Source organism: Pseudophaeobacter sp. A-200-2 (genome assembly GCF_041008815.1).
In the GTDB taxonomy this organism is placed as follows: domain Bacteria; phylum Pseudomonadota; class Alphaproteobacteria; order Rhodobacterales; family Rhodobacteraceae; genus Phycobacter; species Phycobacter gallaeciensis_A.
The window spans coordinates 271817-292620 of the sequence record NZ_JAXGFU010000004.1; the positions used below are offsets into that span (position 1 = coordinate 271817).

Annotated in this window: 13 protein-coding genes; 6 read left to right on the plus strand and 7 right to left on the minus strand. The window is 62.1% G+C overall.

All coding sequences use genetic code 11. From position 1 onward, the window contains the following. Entirely contained in the window at positions 1 to 2241 is a 2241-nt protein-coding gene (locus SM766_RS08545) for a xanthine dehydrogenase family protein molybdopterin-binding subunit (RefSeq protein ID WP_368947513.1), read from the plus strand. A 568-nt stretch (positions 2242 to 2809) separates the two neighbouring features. On the opposite strand, the gene SM766_RS08550 is transcribed toward SM766_RS08545, so the two are convergent. The 5 genes from SM766_RS08550 to SM766_RS08570 form a co-directional block, all read right to left on the minus strand. Then, positions 2810 to 3589 carry a gamma-glutamyl-gamma-aminobutyrate hydrolase family protein gene (locus tag SM766_RS08550; protein WP_274836713.1) on the minus strand — a complete coding sequence of 260 codons (780 nt, stop codon included), beginning with the start codon at positions 3587 to 3589 and terminating at the stop codon, positions 2810 to 2812. Positions 3590 to 3807: 218 nt separating this feature from the next. Further along, positions 3808 to 4233 (minus strand): GlcG/HbpS family heme-binding protein, encoded by a 426-nt coding sequence (locus SM766_RS08555; protein WP_368947514.1) that lies wholly within the window; start codon positions 4231 to 4233, stop codon positions 3808 to 3810. Positions 4234 to 4309: 76 nt separating this feature from the next. Beyond that, complete coding sequence (locus SM766_RS08560) at positions 4310 to 6433, minus strand: malate synthase G (protein WP_490363349.1); 2124 nt, start codon at positions 6431 to 6433, stop codon at positions 4310 to 4312. A gap of 117 nt (positions 6434 to 6550) precedes the next feature. Further along, on the minus strand, positions 6551 to 6715 hold the full coding sequence (locus tag SM766_RS08565; RefSeq protein WP_368947516.1) for a DUF2256 domain-containing protein: 165 nt from the start codon (positions 6713 to 6715) through the stop codon (positions 6551 to 6553). Beyond that, positions 6715 to 8223 (minus strand): FAD-binding domain-containing protein, encoded by a 1509-nt coding sequence (locus tag SM766_RS08570; RefSeq protein WP_368947517.1) that lies wholly within the window; start codon positions 8221 to 8223, stop codon positions 6715 to 6717. Before SM766_RS08570 ends, SM766_RS08565 begins: the two co-directional genes overlap by 1 nt. 184 nt (positions 8224 to 8407) lie before the next feature. Between SM766_RS08570 and pepN the strand changes: the two genes are divergently transcribed. The 3 genes from pepN (at position 8408) to SM766_RS08585 (ending at position 12894) form a co-directional block, all read left to right on the plus strand. Beyond that, the gene (gene pepN, locus SM766_RS08575) at positions 8408 to 10972 is read left to right on the plus strand and encodes an aminopeptidase N (RefSeq protein ID WP_368947518.1); all 2565 of its coding nucleotides are present in this window, start codon (positions 8408 to 8410) and stop codon (positions 10970 to 10972) included. 16 nt (positions 10973 to 10988) lie between these two features. Beyond that, entirely contained in the window at positions 10989 to 11435 is a 447-nt protein-coding gene (locus SM766_RS08580; protein ID WP_368947519.1) for a hypothetical protein, read from the plus strand. A 160-nt stretch (positions 11436 to 11595) separates the two neighbouring features. Next, positions 11596 to 12894 (plus strand): hypothetical protein, encoded by a 1299-nt coding sequence (locus tag SM766_RS08585; protein ID WP_368947520.1) that lies wholly within the window; start codon positions 11596 to 11598, stop codon positions 12892 to 12894. Positions 12895 to 12984: 90 nt separating this feature from the next. On the opposite strand, the gene SM766_RS08590 is transcribed toward SM766_RS08585, so the two are convergent. Together SM766_RS08590 and SM766_RS08595 are read right to left on the minus strand one after the other, a co-directional pair. Beyond that, entirely contained in the window at positions 12985 to 15351 is a 2367-nt protein-coding gene (locus tag SM766_RS08590) for a Tex family protein (RefSeq protein WP_368947521.1), read from the minus strand. A 127-nt stretch (positions 15352 to 15478) separates the two neighbouring features. Continuing rightward, positions 15479 to 17233 (minus strand): calcium-binding protein, encoded by a 1755-nt coding sequence (locus SM766_RS08595; RefSeq protein WP_368947522.1) that lies wholly within the window; start codon positions 17231 to 17233, stop codon positions 15479 to 15481. A 365-nt stretch (positions 17234 to 17598) separates the two neighbouring features. On the opposite strand from SM766_RS08595, the gene gatB reads away from it, so the two are divergent. Both gatB and pepT read left to right on the plus strand, forming a co-directional pair. Then, positions 17599 to 19155 carry an Asp-tRNA(Asn)/Glu-tRNA(Gln) amidotransferase subunit GatB gene (gene gatB, locus SM766_RS08600; protein ID WP_368947523.1) on the plus strand — a complete coding sequence of 519 codons (1557 nt, stop codon included), beginning with the start codon at positions 17599 to 17601 and terminating at the stop codon, positions 19153 to 19155. Positions 19156 to 19522: 367 nt separating this feature from the next. Beyond that, on the plus strand, positions 19523 to 20761 hold the full coding sequence (pepT, locus tag SM766_RS08605; RefSeq protein WP_368947524.1) for a peptidase T: 1239 nt from the start codon (positions 19523 to 19525) through the stop codon (positions 20759 to 20761). Positions 20762 to 20804 lie beyond the last annotated feature (43 nt).

Consider the following 20804-nt stretch of genomic DNA (forward strand, 5'->3'; position numbering starts at 1 on the left):
ATGGCCAGCTTCAAGAAAATCGCCCGCCGCAGTTTCCTGATCGGCTCTGCCGCCATCCTTGGTGGTGTGGCCTTTGGCACCTACAAGTACCATCAGCCCGCGCCCAATCCCCTGTCGCCGAAAGAAGGTCAGGCCGCCCTCAACCCGTTTGTGATGGTGGATCAGTCCGGCGTGACCCTGGTCGCCCCCCGGGCCGAAATGGGTCAGGGGGTGCGCACCTCCTGGGTAGCGCTGATCGCCGAGGAACTGGATGTGCGCCCCGAAGCGGTGCAGGTCATCCACGGCCCCGCCGCCAAGGCTTATTACAACAGCGCCATGATGGCCGAGGCCCTGCCCGGGCGCGGCTATGACGCCAGCAACTTCCAGCACTCGCTGGGGCAGATCGTCGGCCATATGTCGAAATTCCTCGACCTGCAGGTCACCGGCGGCTCCTCATCCATGAAAGACGGGTTCGATCGCATGCGGATGGCCGGGGCCACCGCGCGTGAAACCTTGAAAGAGGCCGCGGCCCAGCGCCTTGGCACCTCGCGCGCGCTTTTGGATACCGACGACGGCCATGTGATCGTCCCGGACGGCAGCCGAATCCCCTATACCGATCTGGCGGTGGAAGCCGCCGGGATCGACCCGCAAGAGGCCGAGCTGCGCCCGGCGGCGCAGTGGAAGTACGTCGGCAAGGACATGCCGCGCCTTGATATGGTTCCCAAGGTCACCGGCACCGCGGGCTTTGGCGTCGATGTGCGGCTTGACGGCATGAAGTTCGCCGCCATCCGGCAAAGTCCGCATTTTGGCACCGGCAAGAGTGCCTTTGATGCCAGCGCCGCCGAAGGCATGCCGGGCGTGGAAAAGGTTCTGGATCTGGGCGATGCAGTTGCCGTGGTGGCGAGTAACACCTGGCTGGCGCAACAGGCCGTGGATGCGATCGACGTGACATGGGAGCCCGCCCCCTACCCTGAAACCACTGATGCGATCTTTGCCGAAATCGACCGCGCTTTTGACGACAGCCCCAATTCGGTTCTGCGTGACGACGGCGATGTCGAAAGCCTCCCAGAGGGGTCACAGGTGATCGAAGCCGAATACCGCCTGCCCTATCTGGCCCATGCTACCATGGAGCCGATGAATGCTACCGCGCTTTATACCGGTGACGCCCTGCAGATCTGGGCCCCCAATCAAGGTCCGACAGTGGTGCAAAAATCCGCCGCTGATCTTGCTGGCCTGCCGAAAGAAGCCGTGGAGGTACACACCACCTATCTTGGCGGTGGTTTTGGGCGCCGGATCGAGGTGGATTACACCAACCGCGTGGTCCAGGTTGCGATGCAGATGCGCGGCACTCCGGTGCAACTGACCTGGAGCCGCGAAGAAGACATGACCCACGACTTCTACCGCCCCGGCGCCGTGGCGCGCTATCGCGCGGCGGTGAAGGACGGCAAGGCGGTGATGGTACACGGCAAGATCGCTGCCCAGTCCACCACGGTGGAGGGCGCAGGCCGCATGCTTGGTCTGCCGATGGGTGGACCGGACAAGGGCCACGTCGATGCCGCCTTCAACCAACCGCTGGCGATCCCGAATTTCCGCGTCGAAGGCTATCTGGTGAAACCAATGATCCCGGTCGGGTTCTGGCGCTCGGTTGCGGCGTCGTTCAACGGCTTCTTTTCGGACACCATTCTGGATGAGATGGCCCATGCCGCAGGCCGCGATCCGCTGGAGTTTCGGCTGGAGCTGGCCCGCGCCGAGTGGGAGCCTGCGGCCAAGGTCCTGGAAAAGGTGGGCGAGATGTCCGGATGGACCGGCGAAACGCCCGAGGGCGTCGGGCGCGGTGTGGCGCTGGCCTATAGTTTCGGCACCCCCGTGGCCGAGGTGATCGAGGTGGTCGATGAAGACGGCCAGATCCGTATCAACAAGGCCTGGATCGCCGCTGACATCGGCCGCGCCATCGACCCGCGCAACGTGGAGGCGCAGATGTTCAGCGGGCTTGCCTACGGTCTGTCAGCGGCCTGTTTTGGAGAGATCACCTTTGATGGTGGCGCGGTAGAGCAGCAGAACTTCCCCGATTACGACGCCATGCGCATGCACACGATGCCGACGGTCGAGGTTGCGGTTCTGCAGAACCAGACCCACATGGGCGGCGCGGGCGAGCCCGGCACGCCCCCGGCGGCCCCGGCACTGGCCAATGCGCTGTTCGACCTCACCGGCAAACGCGCCCGCAGCCTGCCGCTGATGCATGAGTTCGATCTGTTGGTTTGATCCGGCGTGGCAAGAATATGAATAAGAAGAGCCCTCCGCTGACCCGGCGGGCTTTTTCGCGTGCTAGCCTTGATGGTCGACAATCTGCACCTAACCGACCAGCATGGTTGCACTGACTACGTGATCTCCGTACGTTTTGCGCAAATTTTCACCAACAGGATCTGAGCGGCTTGGACCAGTTCTTCACATTAGCTTTTGGATCCATTTTGTTTTCGTGGGGTCAATATTATGCTTGACGTCAATAAAGACTGCTTGGATTCAATGTGTTAAAAAGTCTTTGAAAATCAACCCTATATACAGGTATCTGTCGAACAAATCGCCAAGGTTTCACTTTGTGTCGATGGTCGCTTATCGTGTGTTGGCAATGGTATTCGGGACAGTAGCATTGATTTGGGGCGCCGCCGTTCTCATTGCGTCATTATCTACCATGAGTTGACAAGTTCAATCGATGGCGGAGTCGAGATACCCCGGAAAGCAATTCTTCTTTGGGCTCAAAGCGGACCAACGCGATTGGGAGGGGATATTTCGTTCACCCTCTCCCCCACGTTCGACTGAGACGAGCTCCCGATCAGGCCGACTTCTGCAACGGTTTAGGACGCGCGCCATCCGCCCAGTCGCTTGCCGCTTCGCCAAAGGCCTGGAACAGAGGGCGCGACACGGGGTCGTTCGCCGCGTCCCATTCCGGGTGCCATTGCACCGCGAGGGTAAATCCGGGCGCATCCTCGACATAGATCGCCTCGGGCGTGCCATCGGGGGCGTAGCCGTCGATCACGATGCGGGTGCCCGGCTGTTTGATGCCTTGCCCGTGCAGCGTGTTGGTCATTACCTCTTCAGCGCCGAACAGGCGGTGGAACACGCCGCCGCTGGTCAGCTTTACCGAATGGCGCAGGGCGAATTTCTCTTCCAGGGTGCCATCGGGGGGCATGCGGTGGTTCATCCGGCCCGGCAGATCGCGGATCTCGGGGTATAGCGTACCACCCATGGCGACGTTCACCTCCTGAAAGCCGCGGCAGATGCCAAGGAAGGGTTGGCCCCGCTCGACGCAGGCGCGCACCAGCGGTAGGACGATGGCATCGCGGGCGCGGTCAAAGGCGCCGTGGGCTTCGGTCTCTTCCTCGCCGTATTCGTTGGGATGCACGTTCGGACGTCCACCCGTCAGCAGGAAACCGTCAAAGGTCTCAAGCAGTTCTTCCACCGACAGGAAACGCGGATCCGAGGGGATCAGCAGCGGCATGCAGCCGGACACGTCGGCCACCGCTTCGGAGTTCATAGTACCACCGGCGTGGGTGGGGTACTGATCGTTCATCAGATAGGAATTGCCGATAATGCCAACTTTGGGCCGCGCCATGATCCACTCGCGAGTTGTTGCCTTTGTGTGACCCTAGCGGCGCAGCGCCGGGCATTCAACTCGACAGGGTGGCGCAGGCGCTTGTTCAGGTGCGCACAGGGGACAAAGCGGTGATTTTTAACGCAATCCTGCGGTAACGCCGCGTCAAAACGAAACGGCCCGCACCCCGGAACGGGTACAGGCCGGTTCATTGTTCGCCATTGCACAAAGGCGGCAGATCAGGCCTCGCCGACCAGCCCCACGGCCTCGATCCCGGCCAGCGCCGCTGCAGCATCGTTGTCCGAGGTATCGCCGGTGACGCCCACGGCGCCCAGCACGGTGCCTTTCTTGTCGCGCAACAGAACCCCGCCGGGAACGGGCACGACCTGACCGCCGTAAACACCGTTCACAGCCGCCATGAAATAGGCCTGCTGTTCAGCCCGGGCCATCTGCGCCGAACCGGACATGCCCAGCATGACGGCGCCATAGGCCTTGCCGTGAGCGATTGCAAAACGGCCCGGTGCGGCACCGTCTTCGCGTTCAAAGGCTTGGACGTGCCCGCCCGCATCCAGCACCACCACCGACAGCGGTTTGAGGTTCAGCTCGCGGCCCTTTTCCAGCGCCTTGCGGATGATGGTACGTGCGCGTCTGAGTGAAATCGTCATCTGCGGTTTCCTTCTGATGAGTGAGTTTCAAAGAAAAGGACCGGGGACAGGCCCCGGTCCGATCAATCCGTGTGGGTCAGCCAGCCGCCTTCAGCTCAAGCCGACGGGCGTGCAGCACCGGCTCGGTATAGCCAGAGGGCTGGATGCGGCCCTTGAAGACCAGATCGCAGGCCGCCTGGAAGGCGATGCCGTCAAATCCAGGCGCCATCGGACGATAAGCCGGATCACCGGCGTTCTGCCCATCGACCACGGCAGCCATCTTCTGTATCGCCGCCATCACCTGCGCCTCGTCCACGATGCCGTGGTGCAGCCAGTTGGCCAGCGCCTGCGAGGAAATCCGGCAGGTCGCGCGGTCTTCCATCAGGCCAACGTTGTTGATGTCCGGCACCTTGGAGCAGCCGACGCCCTGATCGACCCAGCGCACCACATAGCCAAGGATGCCCTGAGCGTTGTTCTCGATTTCCTTGGCGATCTCATTATCCGACAGGTTCTGCCCTTCCATCACCGGGATGGTCAGCAGGTCCGCGAGGCTGCCACGGGCACCGCCCGCTTTCAGTTCGTCCTGACGCGCCAGTACATCAACCTTGTGATAATGCGTGGCGTGCAGGGTCGCTGCAGTGGGAGACGGGACCCAGGCGCAGGTGGCGCCTGATTGCGGATGGCCAATCTTGGCCTCCAGCATTTCACCCATGCGGTCGGGCATAGCCCACATGCCTTTGCCGATCTGCGCGCGGCCCTTCAGACCGCAGGCCAGACCGATATCGACGTTGCGATCCTCATAGGACGCGATCCAAGGGGTCGATTTCATCTCACCCTTGCGCAGCATGGCGCCTGCTTCCATCGAGGTGTGGATCTCGTCACCGGTCCGGTCAAGGAAGCCTGTATTGATAAAGGCGACGCGGGATTTGGCGGCGCGGATGCATTCCTTGAGGTTCACAGAGGTACGGCGTTCCTCGTCCATGATGCCGATCTTGACGGTGTTGCGCGGCAGGCCCAGCGCGTCCTCGACATGGTCGAAGATCTTCACCGCAAAGGCGACCTCTTCGGGGCCGTGCATCTTCGGCTTGACCACGTAGACCGAGCCGTGCAGCGAGTTGCCGCCTTCGGACTTCAGGTCATGCATGGCGATCAGCACGGTGATCATGGCGTCCAGGAAGCCCTCGCCCGCTTCGCGGCCTGCGCTGTCCAGAACCGCCGGGTTGGTCATCAGGTGGCCCACGTTGCGGATCAGCAGCAGCGAACGGCCTTTCAGCACAGCCGCCTCGCCCGCGGGCGTGGTGTAGGAGATGTCATCGTTGAGTACGCGGGTGAAGGATTTACCTCCCTTGCTGACCTCTTCGGCCAGATCGCGCTTCATCAGGCCCAGCCAGTTGGAATAGGCCTGAACCTTGTCCGCTGCATCGACGCAGGCGACGGAATCTTCACAGTCCATAATGGTGGAAAGCGCCGATTCCAGGGTGATGTCGTTGATACCTGCGCTGTCGCCCTTGCCGATATTGCCGGTGGCGTCGATCTCGATAATCGCGTGCAACCCGTTGTTTTTCAGGAAAATCCGCGATGGGGCCGAAGCCTCGCCGACGTGGCCCGCGAATTGCGCCGCATCCTTCAGCGCCGGAACCAGCGCACCATCCGCGACCGACAGGGCGTCGATATCGGACCAGGAGCCAGCGGCCAGCGGGAAGGTTTCATCCAGGAACGCCCTTCCCCAGGCAATCACCCGGTCGCCGCGCGCCGCGTCATAGCCGCCACCTGCGGGCAGATCGCCCATGGCATCGGTGCCGTAAAGCGCATCATAAAGCGACCCCCAGCGGGCGTTCGCCGCATTGAGCGCAAAGCGCGCATTGGTGATCGGCACCACCAACTGCGGCCCCGGGGTATGGGCGATCTCGGGGTCGACGTTCTCGGTTTCGATCTCGAAATCGTCGCCTTCGGGCACAAGATAGCCCAGCTCGCGCAGGAAGGCGGTATAGGCTTCGGCGTCATGCGGCTGGCCCCGGCGTTCAACGTGCCAGGCATCGATGCGGCCCTGGATGTCTTCGCGTTTGGCCAGCAGGGCGCGGTTTTCATCGCCCATGCCATTCACAAGGCCGGACAGCCCCGCCCAGAAAGCATCGGCACTGACGCCAGTGCCCGGCAAAGCCTTGGCTTCGATAAAGTCAGCCAGCTCGGATGCGACCTGCATCCCGTGAATGTCTTTCATGTCTGCCATCGGCTCTCTCCTCGCAGGTAAACGTTGGTCAGTTTCCCCGATACAGGAAAAGTTTCCTATCGGCAACAAGGGTGGTAAACCTTTTTTACCAATTTAAGCGCAGCTGTTTCAAATCTTCTTTGCAGATGCGCCCTTTGCCATGCTGCGGCAGCGGGCCGAGCAATAGATGACCTGCTCCCAGTCCCGCGCCCATTTGCGCCGCCAGGCAAAGGGGCGCGCGCAAACCGGGCAGGTCTTCGTCGGTAGCTCTGTTTTCTTCCTCATACGTGCCATTAAAAATCAAAACTCAGCTGATCAGCGCCCTTCGCAGGCCGTTTTACCTGCCTGCCCCGGGCGCGCGGGGATTTGCGGCTGGCGTGTTTCTTGACGATACGGCGGGCGACGGGGCGAAATCCGTCCTGCTGCCGCACAGCCCAGACCGCATCGCGCGCCGCCCGCGCCGCCGTCTGCACATCGACGATAGGGGCCGGATATGCCTGCCCCAGCAGCCGCCCAGCACCCTGCCATTTCCAGGGCTCCTGCAGGAACCGGTCCGGCACCTCGGCCAGTTCCGGCAACCATGCCCGGGTAAAGGCGCCTGTGGGGTCCTGATCCAGCCCCTGTTTCACCGGGTTGTAGATCCGCAAGGTGTTCATACCCGTTGTGCCTGACTGCATTTGCACCTGGCTCCAGTGGATGCCCGGCTCGTAATCGGTGAACATGCGCGCCAGATGTCGGCCGGTTGCCCGCCAATCGAGCCACAAATGGTAGGAAGCCACCGACATCACCATCGCCCGCATACGGAAATTGAGCCATCCGGTGGCGGTCAGGCTGCGCATGCAGGCATCAACAAAGGGCAGTCCGGTTTCGCCCCTCTGCCAGGCCGCCAGTCGAGCGGCATCCGGCTCCATGGGCCTGAGCCCTTCAAACGCCGGGTGCAGGCAGCGGTGTTCGATATCAGGCTGGTCCTCCAGCTTCTGCATGAAGTGATCGCGCCAGGCCAGACGCGCCTGAAAGGATTTCAACGACCCGGACCAACCGGCCTTGCGCCCTTCCTCTTGCCCGGCTTTCGTGGCCTGCACCACCTCGCGCACGGAGAGCGTGCCAAAGGCGAAATGCGGCGAAAGGCGGGAACAGGCAGTCGCCCCCTCCAGAGGCGAGGACATGGCGCGGCGATAGTGCTGACCGCGATGGTCCAGAAAACTGTCAAGGCAGCGCATCCCCGCCCGGCGTCCGCCCGGCTGCGCATCGACAATCCCGTCAGGCATCAGACCAAGGTCTGGGGCCGCAGGCATCGGATCGCTGTCGCAGCGTATCCCGTCGAAGTGATCGGGAGCACTGACCGGCGCCTGCCCCATGAAACCGTTCCGCGCCCGCTGCCAGCCTTCCCGCGCTGTCAGACCGCGCACCACTCCGCATTGCGGCAACTCGGTCCAGCGGATGCCGCGCGCCCGCGCCCACCCCGCGACACGCTTATCACGCGAATAGGTCCAACCGTTTCCGGTTTCCTCATGGCTGACCAGATGGTCGACAGCGTACTGCCCCGCCAGCCCTTCCAGCACCTCAACCGTATCTCCAACACGAAGAACCAGATCCGCACCACAGCGGCGCAGCGCCTCACGCAGGCCGGGCAGGCTTTGTCGCAGGAAATCATACTGCCGGGCAGAGGCATCCGGCTGCCGCCACAACTCCGGTTCGACAACGTATAGGCACAGGACCGGCCCGTCCAAGGCAACCGCATGCGCTAGCGCCGGATGATCCTCGATGCGCAGGTCGCGCTTGAACCACAGGATTGTCGTCATTGCCGGGCGGCGCCTCCTTGTCTGCTGCCCCGCGCCAAGGGCCGGGCGCGATTTGCGCGCTCTGCGCTTGCTGCTCCGGGCTGCATTGCATACCACTATGTCCAAGATACGCGCGCCCGTGCCTGCCGGTTCAAAACAATCCGGCCCGAAGAGGCGCCGCGCCACAGATCCACAGGAGCCCGCCATGAAAGATGCCGCACCCGAAACCGCGCCCGAGACATTCTATCTGAAGGACTACACGCCCTTCGGGTTCGAGGTGCAGAGCGTCGAGCTGACCTTCCGGCTGGCGCCCAAGGCGACGCGGGTTCTGAGCCGCATCCACTTTGCCCCGAAGCCCGGCGCGGCAAACCCCGAATTCTTCCTGCACGGCGAACAGCTGACCCTGATCAGCGCAGCGGTGGATGGCGCCCCCGTGACCCCGACGCTTACCGAGGGAGGTCTGACCTGCGATGTGCCAGACCGGCCCTTTGTTTGGGAGGCGGAGGTCGAGATCGATCCTCAGGGCAACACCGCGCTCGAAGGGCTTTATATGTCGAACGGCATGTATTGCACGCAATGCGAGGCCGAGGGTTTTCGCAAGATCACCTATTACCCCGACCGCCCGGATGTGATGTCCACCTTCAGGGTCCGCATTGAAGGGGATGAGCCGGTAAAACTTTCCAACGGCAACCCGACCGCCAGCGGTGCGGGCTGGGCCGAATGGCACGACCCCTGGCCCAAACCTGCCTATCTCTTTGCTCTGGTGGCGGGCGATCTGGTCAACCATCCCGACAGTTTCACCACAATGTCCGGCAAGGAGGTCGAACTCAACATCTGGGTACGCCCGGGGGATGAGGGCAAATGCGCCTTTGGCATGGAGGCGCTGAAGAAGTCCATGAAATGGGACGAGGATGTCTATGGCCGCGAATATGACCTAGATATCTTCAACATCGTGGCCGTGGATGACTTCAACATGGGCGCGATGGAGAACAAGGGCCTCAATATCTTCAACTCCTCCTGCGTTCTGGCCTCGCCCGAGACCTCGACCGATGCCAATTTCGAACGCATCGAGGCGATCATCGCGCATGAGTATTTCCACAACTGGACCGGCAACCGCATCACCTGCCGCGACTGGTTCCAGCTCTGCCTGAAAGAAGGTCTGACCGTCTTCCGCGACGCCCAGTTCACCGCCGATATGCGCTCGGCCCCGGTCAAGCGGATTTCGGACGTGATCGACCTGCGCGCCCGCCAGTTCCCCGAGGACGGCGGTCCGCTCGCCCACCCGGTGCGCCCCGAACAGTTCCAGGAAATCAACAACTTCTACACCGCCACCATCTATGAAAAAGGCGCCGAGGTGATCGGCATGCTGAAACGTCTGGTCGGCGATGAAGATTACGCCAAGGCGGTAACACTGTATTTTGACCGCCACGACGGGCAGGCCTGCACCATCGAAGACTGGCTGAAAGTTTTTGAGGACGCCACCGGACGCGATCTGTCGCAATTCAAACGCTGGTACAGCCAGGCAGGCACGCCGCATCTGAAAGTGTCGGAAGACTATACAGATGGCACCTACACGCTGACCTTTGAGCAAAGCACGCCCCCCACCCCCGGTCAGCCGGACAAGGATCCCCGCGTGATCCCCATCGCGGTCGGCCTGTTGGGGCCAAACGGCGATGAGGTCTGCGCCACACGGGTGTTGGAAATGACCGAGGCAAAGCAAAGCTTTACCTTCGATGGGCTGGCCGCAAAGCCGGTTCCTTCGGTCCTGCGCGAATTCTCGGCGCCGGTGATCCTGGAACGTGACACATCCAACGCCGAGCGCGCCTTTTTGCTGGCCCATGACACCGATCCCTTCAACCGCTGGGAGGCCGGCAATGCGCTTGCCCGCGAAGCGCGGGTTGCCATGGTGCTCGAAGGCGCCGCGCCGGATGCCGATTACCTGGATGCGCTACAGAAACTGCTGCGCGACGACAGCCAGGATCCGGCATTTCGCGCGCTGGTACTGTCGCCGCCCAGCCAGTCCGACATCGCACAGACCCTGTTTGAGCGCGGCCATGCACCGGATCCGCAAAAGATCTTTGATGCGGCGGAAACCTTTGCACAGACGTTGGCACAGCAGCTCGCCGACAGCCTGCCCAGGCTTTATGCGGATACCACCGTTTCGGGCGCCTATTCCCCGGATGCGATAAGCTGCGGCAAGCGTGATCTCAACGGGCGCATCCTGTCGCTTCTGACCCGGCTTGACGGCGGTCAGCAAGCGGCGCGCCAGTATGAAGACGCCGACAACATGACCCAGCAATACGCAGCCCTCGCCTGCCTGCTGAAGGCTGAAAAAGGTGATGCGCAATCGCAGGCCTTCTTTGACCAATGGAAAGGCGACCGGCTGGTGATGGACAAATGGTTTGCCTTGCAGATCGCCTCTGCCGCGCCGGAAACCGCTGCGTCCGTTGCGCGCGATCTCACCCAGCATGACTTGTTCACCCTGAAGAACCCCAACAGGTTCCGCGCGGTGATGGGCGCACTGGCAGGCCATCACGCCGGGTTCCACCATGCCTCGGGCGCGGGCTATCGGTTGCTGGCCGAGAACCTGATCGCCCTTGATAAGCTGAACCCGCAGACCACCGCCCGCATGTGCGCCGCCTTCCAGACCTGGAAACGCTACGACGCAGACCGTCAGGCGCTGATCCGGACGGAGCTGGAGCGGATCGCGGGCACCGAGGGGCTGAGCCGTGACACCACCGAAATGGTGACCCGGATTCTGGATGCCTAAGGGGAACACTCCTCCCATGCCGGAAACCGCCCCTGTGGAAGACTATCACTTCCGTCGGCAGGGGCGGTCTCCCGAACTGGTTCTGGCACTCGCGGCCTGGCTTGCGGCGCTGACCGGGCTGTATTTCTATGCGCAGGCAACGCCATGGCTGATTGCGTTGTTGTTCCTGCCGGTCATTCCCGGCCTGTTCGATCTGGTAAAGAACCCGGGCTCCGGCCTTGATGTGACGGCAGAGCAGATCGTCTGGTTCACCGGCGGCGAGCGGACGGACCTGCCGCTGTCACGCATCGCGCGGCTGCGGCTTGATACCCGGCTGGATCTTTCGATCCGCGCAACTCTGATCCTGACAACGGGCAACAAGCTGCGACTGCCGCAGCCCGTCGTGCCGCCTGTGGCCGAGCTGACCCACGCGCTGGATCAGCGCGGCATCGCCCATGAGCGGCATCATTTCTCACTTTTTTAGTATTATTTTACAGGTTTACCCTGTTCATTATACCTTTTCGAAAGGACCTCTCCCGTTTTTCCGGATCGGCTCCTTCAGTTCCCCAGAGCTGCCATTTTTGCGCCGCAATGCGCCATCAGTTTGCGGAGGACGAAGCAGTACCAATTCGCCGGAAACGAGAATGCCAAGATCCCCCTTTCAACTTTCGGATATCCTGTCCCGCCTCCCCGTTTCCCTGCCTGACCGGCTGAAACGACGCGACGCCACGACCGCCGTTGCGGCACCGGCCTCAGTGCGCGCTGAGCCAGCGGCCCACTATGCGCGTCCGGAGGATAGCCTGTCGATCTCGATCTGCACTGAGAGCGACGAGGATACCGCCTGCTGTGCCTTGCAGAAGGAGGGGCAGTTCCTTGCCCGACAAGAGCGCTGGCAGGAGCTCTCGGACCGGATCGCAGAGGCCGATCAGGCACGGTTCACCACTCCCGGCGGCATGCCCGAAGCCGAGCTTCTGGCCTATGGCGCACGCGCCGATGTGGTCAACGCGGTGGAACATGCCCTGAACGATGGGCAGCCCCGCGATCAACGGCAGCTTATCGACGGGGTGATGGCACTAGAGGCCATCCGCAAGGATCACCGCAAAGACCCCTATCTGACCGCGCTGATCGCGCTGGCCCATATCGATATCGGCTGGGTCTGGCGAGGTCCGGGACTTGAGGAAACCGTCTCCAAGGTACACCTGCGGCGCTGCGCCGCCCATTTTGAACGCGCTGCCACGCTGCTATCGGGCATCGCGCCCGGTCTGCCCGGCAGCGCCTTCCTTGCAGCGGCGGACTGCGCGCTCTTTGCCGCCCGCCGCGCCGAAACGCTACATGTGGCCGATGCCTATGCCCGGCTGATCGATCTGGCACCGCAGAACCACCGCCCCATGCGCGCCCTTGGGCTTCAGATGCTACCACGCTGCTCCGGTTCCTATCCGGCGCTGGAGCTGGAGGCCCGCCGCACCGCTTCGCGCACGCAGGATATCTGGGGCTCCGGTGGCTACACTTGGGTCTATTTCGACGCCCTTGCCACCGACTCGGCAGCCGGGGCCCTGGTCGATCCGCAGTTTTTCATCGACGGGTTGAAGGACATCCTGGCCGCCCATCCCTCGCAGGATATGGCGAACCTTCTCAGCGCCTATTGCGCGGTGGCACTGGGCGGCGCGCAGATGGATGGCACGACGCCGCAGACGCCCCGGCAGGAAATCGCAAGCGCCGCCAGCTGGCTGATCCGCGACCACCTGCGCGAAGTGCATCCGCTGATCTGGGCCCATGCGGCGAACGGGTTTGACAACAGCGCCCGAGTTACCTCGCTGCGCCGCTTCTCGGCCCGCGGGCAGGCACAGGCTATGAGCTTTATCGCGCAGATTTTCCGGGATGAGATCGCCCATGGCCAGAAGATCGCCATCACACCGGACGGGCTGCATGTGACCACCGGCTAGGCGCGCGCCCTCGGGCAACGCAGCACTGTCAACAGACACAGAAAAGGCCGGGACATGCCCGGCCTTTTGCGTTGCGGCTTCACCCGACGTTCAGGTTTTCTTGAAGGCATCCATCAGTGCTGCGCCCAGCGCGCCGGTGGCGCCGCCTTTCTCCTGCACCGGTTTCCCCTTGGGGCCAGCCGTCATCTTCCCCCGCGCAGGCGGTTTGCCACCGCGACGGTTGCCCGACCCCTGCCCCGGACCAGCGCCGCGTTCCTTGCGGTTTTCCCGGGCCGACGCGCCGCCGTCCTTTTTCATCGTCAGGGCGATGCGTTTACGCGGCACGTCCACCTCGGTCACGGTGACCTTCACCACCTGCCCGGCTTTCACCACCTCGTGCGGATCCTTCACGAACCGGTCGGCCAGCTGGCTGACATGCACCAGGCCGTCCTGATGCACGCCAATGTCCACGAAGGCGCCAAAGGCCGCGACATTGGTGACCGTACCTTCCAGCACCATGCCGGGTTTCAGATCGGTGATCTCCTCAACCCCGTCGGTAAAGGACGCGGTGACAAAACTGGGGCGCGGATCGCGGCCGGGTTTTTCCAACTCGCTCAGGATGTCGCGCACCGTAGGCAGGCCAAAGCTCTCATCGACGAAGTCTTCGGCGCGGATGCCGCGCAGGGCGGTATTGTCCCCCATGATCTGACGGATATCCCGCCCGCAGGCCGTCACAATCTTGCGCGCAACGCCGTAAGCCTCGGGGTGCACAGAGGATGCATCCAGCGGCTCCTTGCCGTCCCGGATACGCAGGAAGCCCGCGCATTGTTCAAAAGCCTTGGGGCCAAGCCGCGCAACCTTCAGCAGCTCCTTTCGGGACTGGAACGCCCCGGCGGCATCCCGATGCGCCACGATCGCCTCGGCCAGCCCGGGGCCAAGCCCCGAGACATGCGCCAGAAGCGGCGCCGAAGCCATGTTGAGGTCGACGCCGACGGCGTTCACCACATCCTCGATCACCGCCTCCAGTGATTTCGACAGTTTGTGCTGATCCACATCGTGCTGGTACTGGCCAACGCCGATGCTCTTGGGCTCGATCTTCACCAATTCGGCCAACGGGTCCTGCAGTCGGCGGGCAATGGAAACCGCGCCGCGCAAGGAAACATCGAGATCGGGAAATTCCCGCGCCGCCAGTTCAGAAGCCGAGTAGACTGAGGCGCCCGCTTCGGAGACCACCACCTTGGTCGGCGCCTTGATCTTGGCCGGCAGGTTCTTCAGCACCTCGGCCACCATCCGCTCGGTCTCGCGAGAGGCGGTACCATTGCCGATGGCGATCAGCTCAACGCCGTGCTCCGCGATCAGCTTCAGGATCGATACCTGCGCCCCGCGCAGATCGTTCTTGGGCTGAAACGGATACAGCGTCTCTGTGGCCACCAACTTCCCGGTCGCATCAACCACTGCCGCCTTGACGCCGGTGCGAATGCCCGGGTCCAGCCCGAGGGTCGGCCGCGCACCGGCTGGCGCTGCGAAGAGGAGATCCTTGAGGTTGCGGGCAAAGACCTGGATCGCATCCTCCTGCGCCCTGGCGCGCAGATCGCCCATCAGTTCCAGCATCATCGACAGCGACAGTTTCACCCTCCAGGTCCAGCCTGCGACCTTGCGCAGCCATTTGTCGCCGGGCCCATCGCCGCCAGCCCCCAGAACTGCGGCCACCATGGCCTCGGCCTTTGCCACGCCCTCTTCCGGGTCGGGGCCGATATCCAGCGTCAGAACCCCTTCGTTCGAGCCGCGCAGCATCGCCAGCGCCCGGTGCGAGGGTACATCGGCCCAGCGTTCGCGATGATCGAAGTAATCAGAGAATTTGGCGCCTTCCTGCTCCTTGCCTTCGACCACCCGTGCGGTCAGCAGGGCGTCGCGCTGCAGGAACTCCCGCAGACGCCCCAGAAGGTCGGCGTTTTCCGTCAAGCGCTCGGTCAGGATATCGCGCGCACCGTTCAGGGCATCCTTCACCGTCGCCACCGCCTCGGTGATATAGCCTTCGGCCAACGCCTCGGGCTCAAGGTTGCGGTCGGCAAGGATCGCCTCGGCCAATGGTTCCAGCCCGTTTTCCCGCGCGATCATCGCCTTGGTACGACGCTTGGGCTTGTAGGGCAGATAGATATCTTCAAGCTGCGCCTTGGTCTCGGCCTTGGCAATCTTGGCAGCCAGATCGTCGGTCAGCTTGTCCTGACTGCGGATCGATTCGAGGATGGTTCCCCGGCGCGCTTCGAGTTCGCGCAGGTAGCACAGGCGCTCGTCCAGGGTCCGCAGCTGGGTATCGTCCAGCCCACCAGTCACCTCTTTGCGGTAGCGGGCGACAAAGGGCACCGTCGCACCCTCATCCAACAACTGCACGGCGGCGCTGACCTGTTTGGCGGCAGCGCCGATTTCGGTTGCGATGGTCTGGGCGATGCGGGCGCTGATCTCGGGCGATGTATCCACGGGCGGGGTCCTCTTCCTTGGCGCGGTCATGGCGCGGGGAGACCCTTCTTAGCCTTGGCGACAGGAGCCGCCAAGGGGGTGACGAATGCACCTGCGCGCATCCGCCATTTTTCAGCCGTCAGGGCGCTCAGAAGTAGATGAAGTCATCCCAGCTGAGCTCAGAGGCACTGACATTTTCAAGCAGCACCGTATCGCCCGCGCCATAGCCAACCAGCGTGCCATCGACCACCGAGGTGATGGTGATGTCCCCCTGGGTCACAACCTGCATTTCCAGCAAGTCGACACCCACTTCGAAATCGGTGATGACGTCAGCGTTGCCGCCTTGCTCAAAGGCGAAGACATCGAAACCGACGCCGCCGCTCAGGATGTCATTGCCGATACCGCCAGCCAAATAGTCAAAGTCGGCACCGCCGCTGATCACATCGTCGCCGTCACCGCCAATCAGGTAGTCAAAGCCATCACCACCGGTGAGAACGTCGTTACCATCCCCGCCAAGCAGATTGTCATCGCCTGCCCCGCCATCCAGCGTGTCGTGCCCAACACCCCCGTCAAGGCTGTCATGACCCGCGCCACCAAACAGCGCATCCTCGCCAAAGTTGCCCAGAAGTTCGTCACTCCCTGATCCGCCATAAACAACATCGTTGCCGCCATCGGCCCAGATGTAGTCATTGCCAAGCCCGCCATCCAGCGTGTCAGCGCCATAGTTGCTGGAGATGATATCGTCCTGGGCGCTGCCGATAAGGTTGCTCGCCTCGATACCGTCGATGGTGATGAAGCGGTTGCTGTAGAGGAATGTCATCCCGCTGAAGTCATAGCTGCCGCCGGCCTCCAGGCGCAGGCCTTCGTCTTGCCCGGCAACCCCCAGCTGGATCTGCTCGATACCGCGCAGCTCTGCATCCGCGCTGATGCGGTTGTTGTCACTGCCGGTGAATTTCAGCGTGTCGATCCCGGAGCCACCGCTCACGACGCCTTCCAGGCGCCCGTCCGCCGTCTCGTGCAGGATGAGATCATCGCCGCCGCCCCCGTACAGGGAATCGCGGCCCTCGCCACCATCCAGAGTGTCACTGCCATTGCTGCCGGAGAGAAGGTCGTCGCCAGAGCTGCCAACCAGGTGATCATCGCCATCGCGTCCAAAGATGCGATCATCGCCAGCATCACCCCAGATGTAGTCATCGCCAAGGCCGCCATCCAACGTGTCGTCACCGTAGCTGCTGATGATACTGTCGTTCTGGGCACTGCCGGTGACCTTGGTCGCCAACGTGCCATCGACAAAGATATCGCCGGTGCTGTCGAGGAATGTAATTGCGCTGAAATTGTAAGAGCCTCCGGACTCAAGCCGCAAATGGCCTGGGGTCTCTGCATCGCCCAGCTGGATCTGCTCGATGTCGATCAGCTGCGCATTCGCACCGATGGAGGCACTGTAGGGGCCAGCGAACCTCAGCGTGTCGATCCCGGCACCGCCGATCACGACGGTGTTCAGAGGCCCGTAAAGCGTGTTGTATTCGATCACGTCAGCGCTATCGGCGTCCACCAGGGTAAAGTCCGATTGGTCGATATTGGCGGCATCGACGTTTTGCAGGAAGACACTGTCACCTTCGCCATAGGTCACAAGGGTACCGCCCTCGACCGAGGCAATCGTGACGTCAGACCAGGCCGCACCGCGAATTTCCAGCGTATCCTGTCCGTCGACAAAATCGGTGATGGTGTCCATCCCATCGCCGGAGCGGAAGGCAAAATGGTTAGCACCAGCACCGCCAGTCAGCCTGTCAGAGCCACTTCCCGCGTAGAGGGTGTCGTTGCCAAGACCGCCATTGATCACATCATCGTAAGCGGTTCCGATAAGGATATCGTCTGCGTCTGTTCCAGTTTTAATATTCGCCATATCGCCGGTGTCCTCTGTTGAATATGGTATGTGCCATGCGTCAGCAAAAACCCGCACAGGGTGCATTTGCACTCAGCAACACAACCTTATCGAGTCTTTGATGTTTCCAATTTTTCGCTTAGGGCGAGGTGGTCATCTGGGCAGAGGTTCCTTCCCGGCGTCGAATGGCCCTGATTTTGTTATCCCGGCGGGAAAGCCACGGCCCGAAGCGATGGGCACGATCCGTGTCCATCCGGGCCGGACATTTAAAAGAGACACTTTGAACTAAACTGCAGGCCACAGGGGCGCTGCCGCCATTGCCTCTTGCTCCTCGCGCCCGGCAGCCCTAGAACGCTGGGCAAACCAGATATTAGGAGCCGGCACCCATGCTTGACCTGACATATGAACTCCCCAAGCCCAAGGTGATCTCGGGCGCCAAGCATGACTGGGAACTGGTCATCGGCATGGAGGTGCATGCCCAGGTCAGCTCCAATGCGAAACTCTTCTCTGGCGCCTCGACCCAATTCGGCGCCGAGCCGAACTCCAACGTCTCCTTCGTGGATGCGGCGATGCCCGGCATGCTGCCGGTGATCAACGAATATTGCGTCGAGCAGGCGGTGCGCACCGGGCTGGGCCTCAAGGCCGATATCAACCTCTGGTCCGCATTCGACCGCAAGAACTACTTCTACCCCGACCTGCCACAGGGCTATCAGATCTCGCAGCTGTACCATCCCATCGTCGGCGAAGGCGAAGTACTGGTGGAACTGGGCGACGGCACCGCGCGCATGGTGCGCATCGAGCGTATCCACATGGAGCAGGACGCGGGTAAATCGATCCACGACATGGACCCCAACATGTCCTTTGTCGACCTCAACCGCACCGGCGTCTGCCTGATGGAGATCGTCTCGCGCCCCGATATCCGCGGCCCCGAAGAGGCCGCCGCCTATATCGCCAAGCTGCGCCAGATCATGCGTTACCTCGGCACCTGCGATGGCAACATGCAGAACGGCAACCTGCGCGCCGACGTCAACGTGTCTATCTGCCTGCCGGGCGCCTATGAGAAATACCAGGAAACCCAGGATTTCTCGCATCTCGGCACCCGCTGCGAGATCAAGAACATGAACTCTATGCGCTTCATCCAGCAAGCAATCGAGGTGGAAGCCCGCCGTCAGATCGCCATCGTCGAAGCTGGCGGAGAGGTCGAGCAGGAAACCCGTCTTTACGATCCGGACAAGGGTGAGACCCGCTCGATGCGCTCCAAGGAAGAAGCGCATGATTATCGCTATTTCCCCGATCCCGACCTGCTGCCGCTGGAGATCGAACAGGATTGGGTGGACGGTATCGCCGCCAACCTGCCCGAGCTGCCGGACGAGAAAAAGGCCCGCTTCAAAGGTGATTTGGGCCTCACAGAATACAATGCATCGGTGTTGACCGCCGAAGTGGATGCAGCGGATTACTTTGAAGAAGTAGTCGCTAGCGTGGAAGCCAAGGGTGTTGACACCAAGCTAGTTCAGTCAGCCGGGCACTCAGTAGCTCACGGCATCTCCAACATGATCGTAAACGAAGTATTTGGCGCACTAAAAAATGCTGGCCTCGAAATCACTTCGTGCCCGATCTCCCCTTCTCAGCTTGCCAGCATTGTTTTGCTTATGCGTGAAGGAGTTATTTCGAGCAAAATCGGCAAAGAACTGTTCGAGATCGTTTGGAACGAAGGTGGCGACCCCGCGAAGATCGTTGAAGAGCGCGGCATGAAGCAGGTGACCGACACCGGTGCGATTGAGACCGCACTGGACGAGATCATCGCCGCCAACCCCGCGCAGGTGGAAAAGGCCAAAGTGAACCCGAAACTGGCGGGCTGGTTCGTTGGTCAGGTGATGAAGGCCACCGGCGGCAAGGCCAACCCCAAGGCGGTGAACGAGCTGGTCGCCAAGAAACTGGGCTAAGCCAAAGTACAACGACTATGAAAGGCGCTCCATCCGGGGCGCCTTTTTCGTTGTACCCTTACGCCCGGTCGCCGGTCGGGCACTGCCCTTCTTGTTTGATAGCCGGACATCAACAGGCTTTTTTTCCAACTGCTTTCCCCTTTGGCCAAGCAAGTGGCCTAGGTCCGCGGCTGTTCAGGACTCTGACGCGGTCCTGCAATTTCCCTGCAATGGCGGACTGCAGGCTATCACATTGGCGCGCCCTAGATCTCCCGCCGCTCCCAACTCGCGCCACCCGCACTCCCTTTAGGTTGCAAGCCTGCCCTTGACCCTTGCTGCGCTCTGGCCCAGCCTGCCGCCCAACGAACACCTCTCTACGGAGCACCCCATGAAAACCCAATTCGATCAGGCCCTTCAGGACCGCTTGGTGCGCTATGCCGCCATCGACAGTCAAAGCGATGAGACCTCGCCCTCCTCCCCCAGCACCGCGATCCAATTCGATATGCTGAACCTGATGGTCGAGGAACTGAAAGAGATCGGCGCGCAGGATGTGGAGCTGACCGAATACGGCACGGTACTCGCCACCGTGCCCGGCACGGCAGAGGGGCCGACCGTGGGGTTCCTCGCCCATGTGGACACCGCGCCGCAGTTCAACGCCACAGGGGTCAAGCCACGCGTGATCAAGGGCTATAATGGCGGCGACATCACATATCCCGACAGTCCCGATCTGGTGCTCTCGCCCAAGGAACACCCCTATCTGGCGGGCAAGGAAGGGCATGACCTGATCACCGCCTCGGGCACCACCCTGCTCGGCGCCGATGACAAGGCGGGCGTGGCCGTGGTGATGACGCTGGCGCAGCACCTGATCGACAATCCAGACATCCCCCATGGCCCCATCCGCATCGCCTTTACCCCGGACGAAGAGATCGGCCGCGGCGTCGATCCGCAACTGCCCAAGGATCTTGGCGTCGATTTCGCCTATACGCTGGATGGCAGCGATGTGGGTGAGATCATTTATGAAAGCTTCTCGGCTGACCGCGCCGTGGTGACGATCAAGGGCGTGTCGATCCACCCCGGCTGGGCCAAGGAGAAGATGGTCAACGCAGCGCATCTGGCGTCCAAGATCATCCAGACCCTGCCACAGGCCACGATGACGCCGGAAACCACCGATGAGCGCGAAGGTTTCCTGCATGTGACCGACATGAACGGTGGCTCCTCCGAGATGGAGATCAAGCTGATCCTGCGCGATTTTGAACGTGACGGGCTGGCCGCAAAGGGTGATCTTCTGCGCAAGGTCTGCGACGCCGTGCAGGCAAGCGAGCCGCGCGCGGAGATCACCTGCGAGATCTACCCGCAGTATCGCAACATGCGTTACTGGCTGGAGGATGACATGACCCCGGTGGATCTGGCGCTGGAGGCCTGCAAGGCCAATGGGATCAAGCCGATCTCGATCCCGATCCGCGGCGGCACCGATGGATCGCGCCTGACCGAGCTTGGCGTGCCGACGCCGAATATCTTCTGCGGCATGCAATGCGTGCACGGACCGCTGGAATGGGTTTCGGTGCAGGACATGGCCGCGGCGACGAACGTCTGCCTGACCCTGGCGCAGCTGGCTGCGAAGAAGTAACCGCTCCCACTGCGCGACACCGCGTCGCCGCCACAGATGTAGA

What these genes read in the sequence shown, in the direction of transcription:
- SM766_RS08545 (WP_368947513.1), top strand. Translation starts at nt 1, where the DNA reads ATGGCCAGCTTCAAGAAAATCGCCCGCCGCAGTTTCCTGATCGGCTCT.
- SM766_RS08550 (WP_274836713.1), bottom strand. Translation starts at nt 3,589, where the DNA reads ATGGCGCGGCCCAAAGTTGGCATTATCGGCAATTCCTATCTGATGAAC.
- SM766_RS08555 (WP_368947514.1), bottom strand. Translation starts at nt 4,233, where the DNA reads ATGACGATTTCACTCAGACGCGCACGTACCATCATCCGCAAGGCGCTG.
- SM766_RS08560 (WP_490363349.1), bottom strand. Translation starts at nt 6,433, where the DNA reads ATGAAAGACATTCACGGGATGCAGGTCGCATCCGAGCTGGCTGACTTT.
- SM766_RS08565 (WP_368947516.1), bottom strand. Translation starts at nt 6,715, where the DNA reads ATGGCACGTATGAGGAAGAAAACAGAGCTACCGACGAAGACCTGCCCG.
- SM766_RS08570 (WP_368947517.1), bottom strand. Translation starts at nt 8,223, where the DNA reads ATGACGACAATCCTGTGGTTCAAGCGCGACCTGCGCATCGAGGATCAT.
- pepN (WP_368947518.1), top strand. Translation starts at nt 8,408, where the DNA reads ATGAAAGATGCCGCACCCGAAACCGCGCCCGAGACATTCTATCTGAAG.
- SM766_RS08580 (WP_368947519.1), top strand. Translation starts at nt 10,989, where the DNA reads ATGCCGGAAACCGCCCCTGTGGAAGACTATCACTTCCGTCGGCAGGGG.
- SM766_RS08585 (WP_368947520.1), top strand. Translation starts at nt 11,596, where the DNA reads ATGCCAAGATCCCCCTTTCAACTTTCGGATATCCTGTCCCGCCTCCCC.
- SM766_RS08595 (WP_368947522.1), bottom strand. Translation starts at nt 17,233, where the DNA reads ATGGCGAATATTAAAACTGGAACAGACGCAGACGATATCCTTATCGGA.
- gatB (WP_368947523.1), top strand. Translation starts at nt 17,599, where the DNA reads ATGCTTGACCTGACATATGAACTCCCCAAGCCCAAGGTGATCTCGGGC.
- pepT (WP_368947524.1), top strand. Translation starts at nt 19,523, where the DNA reads ATGAAAACCCAATTCGATCAGGCCCTTCAGGACCGCTTGGTGCGCTAT.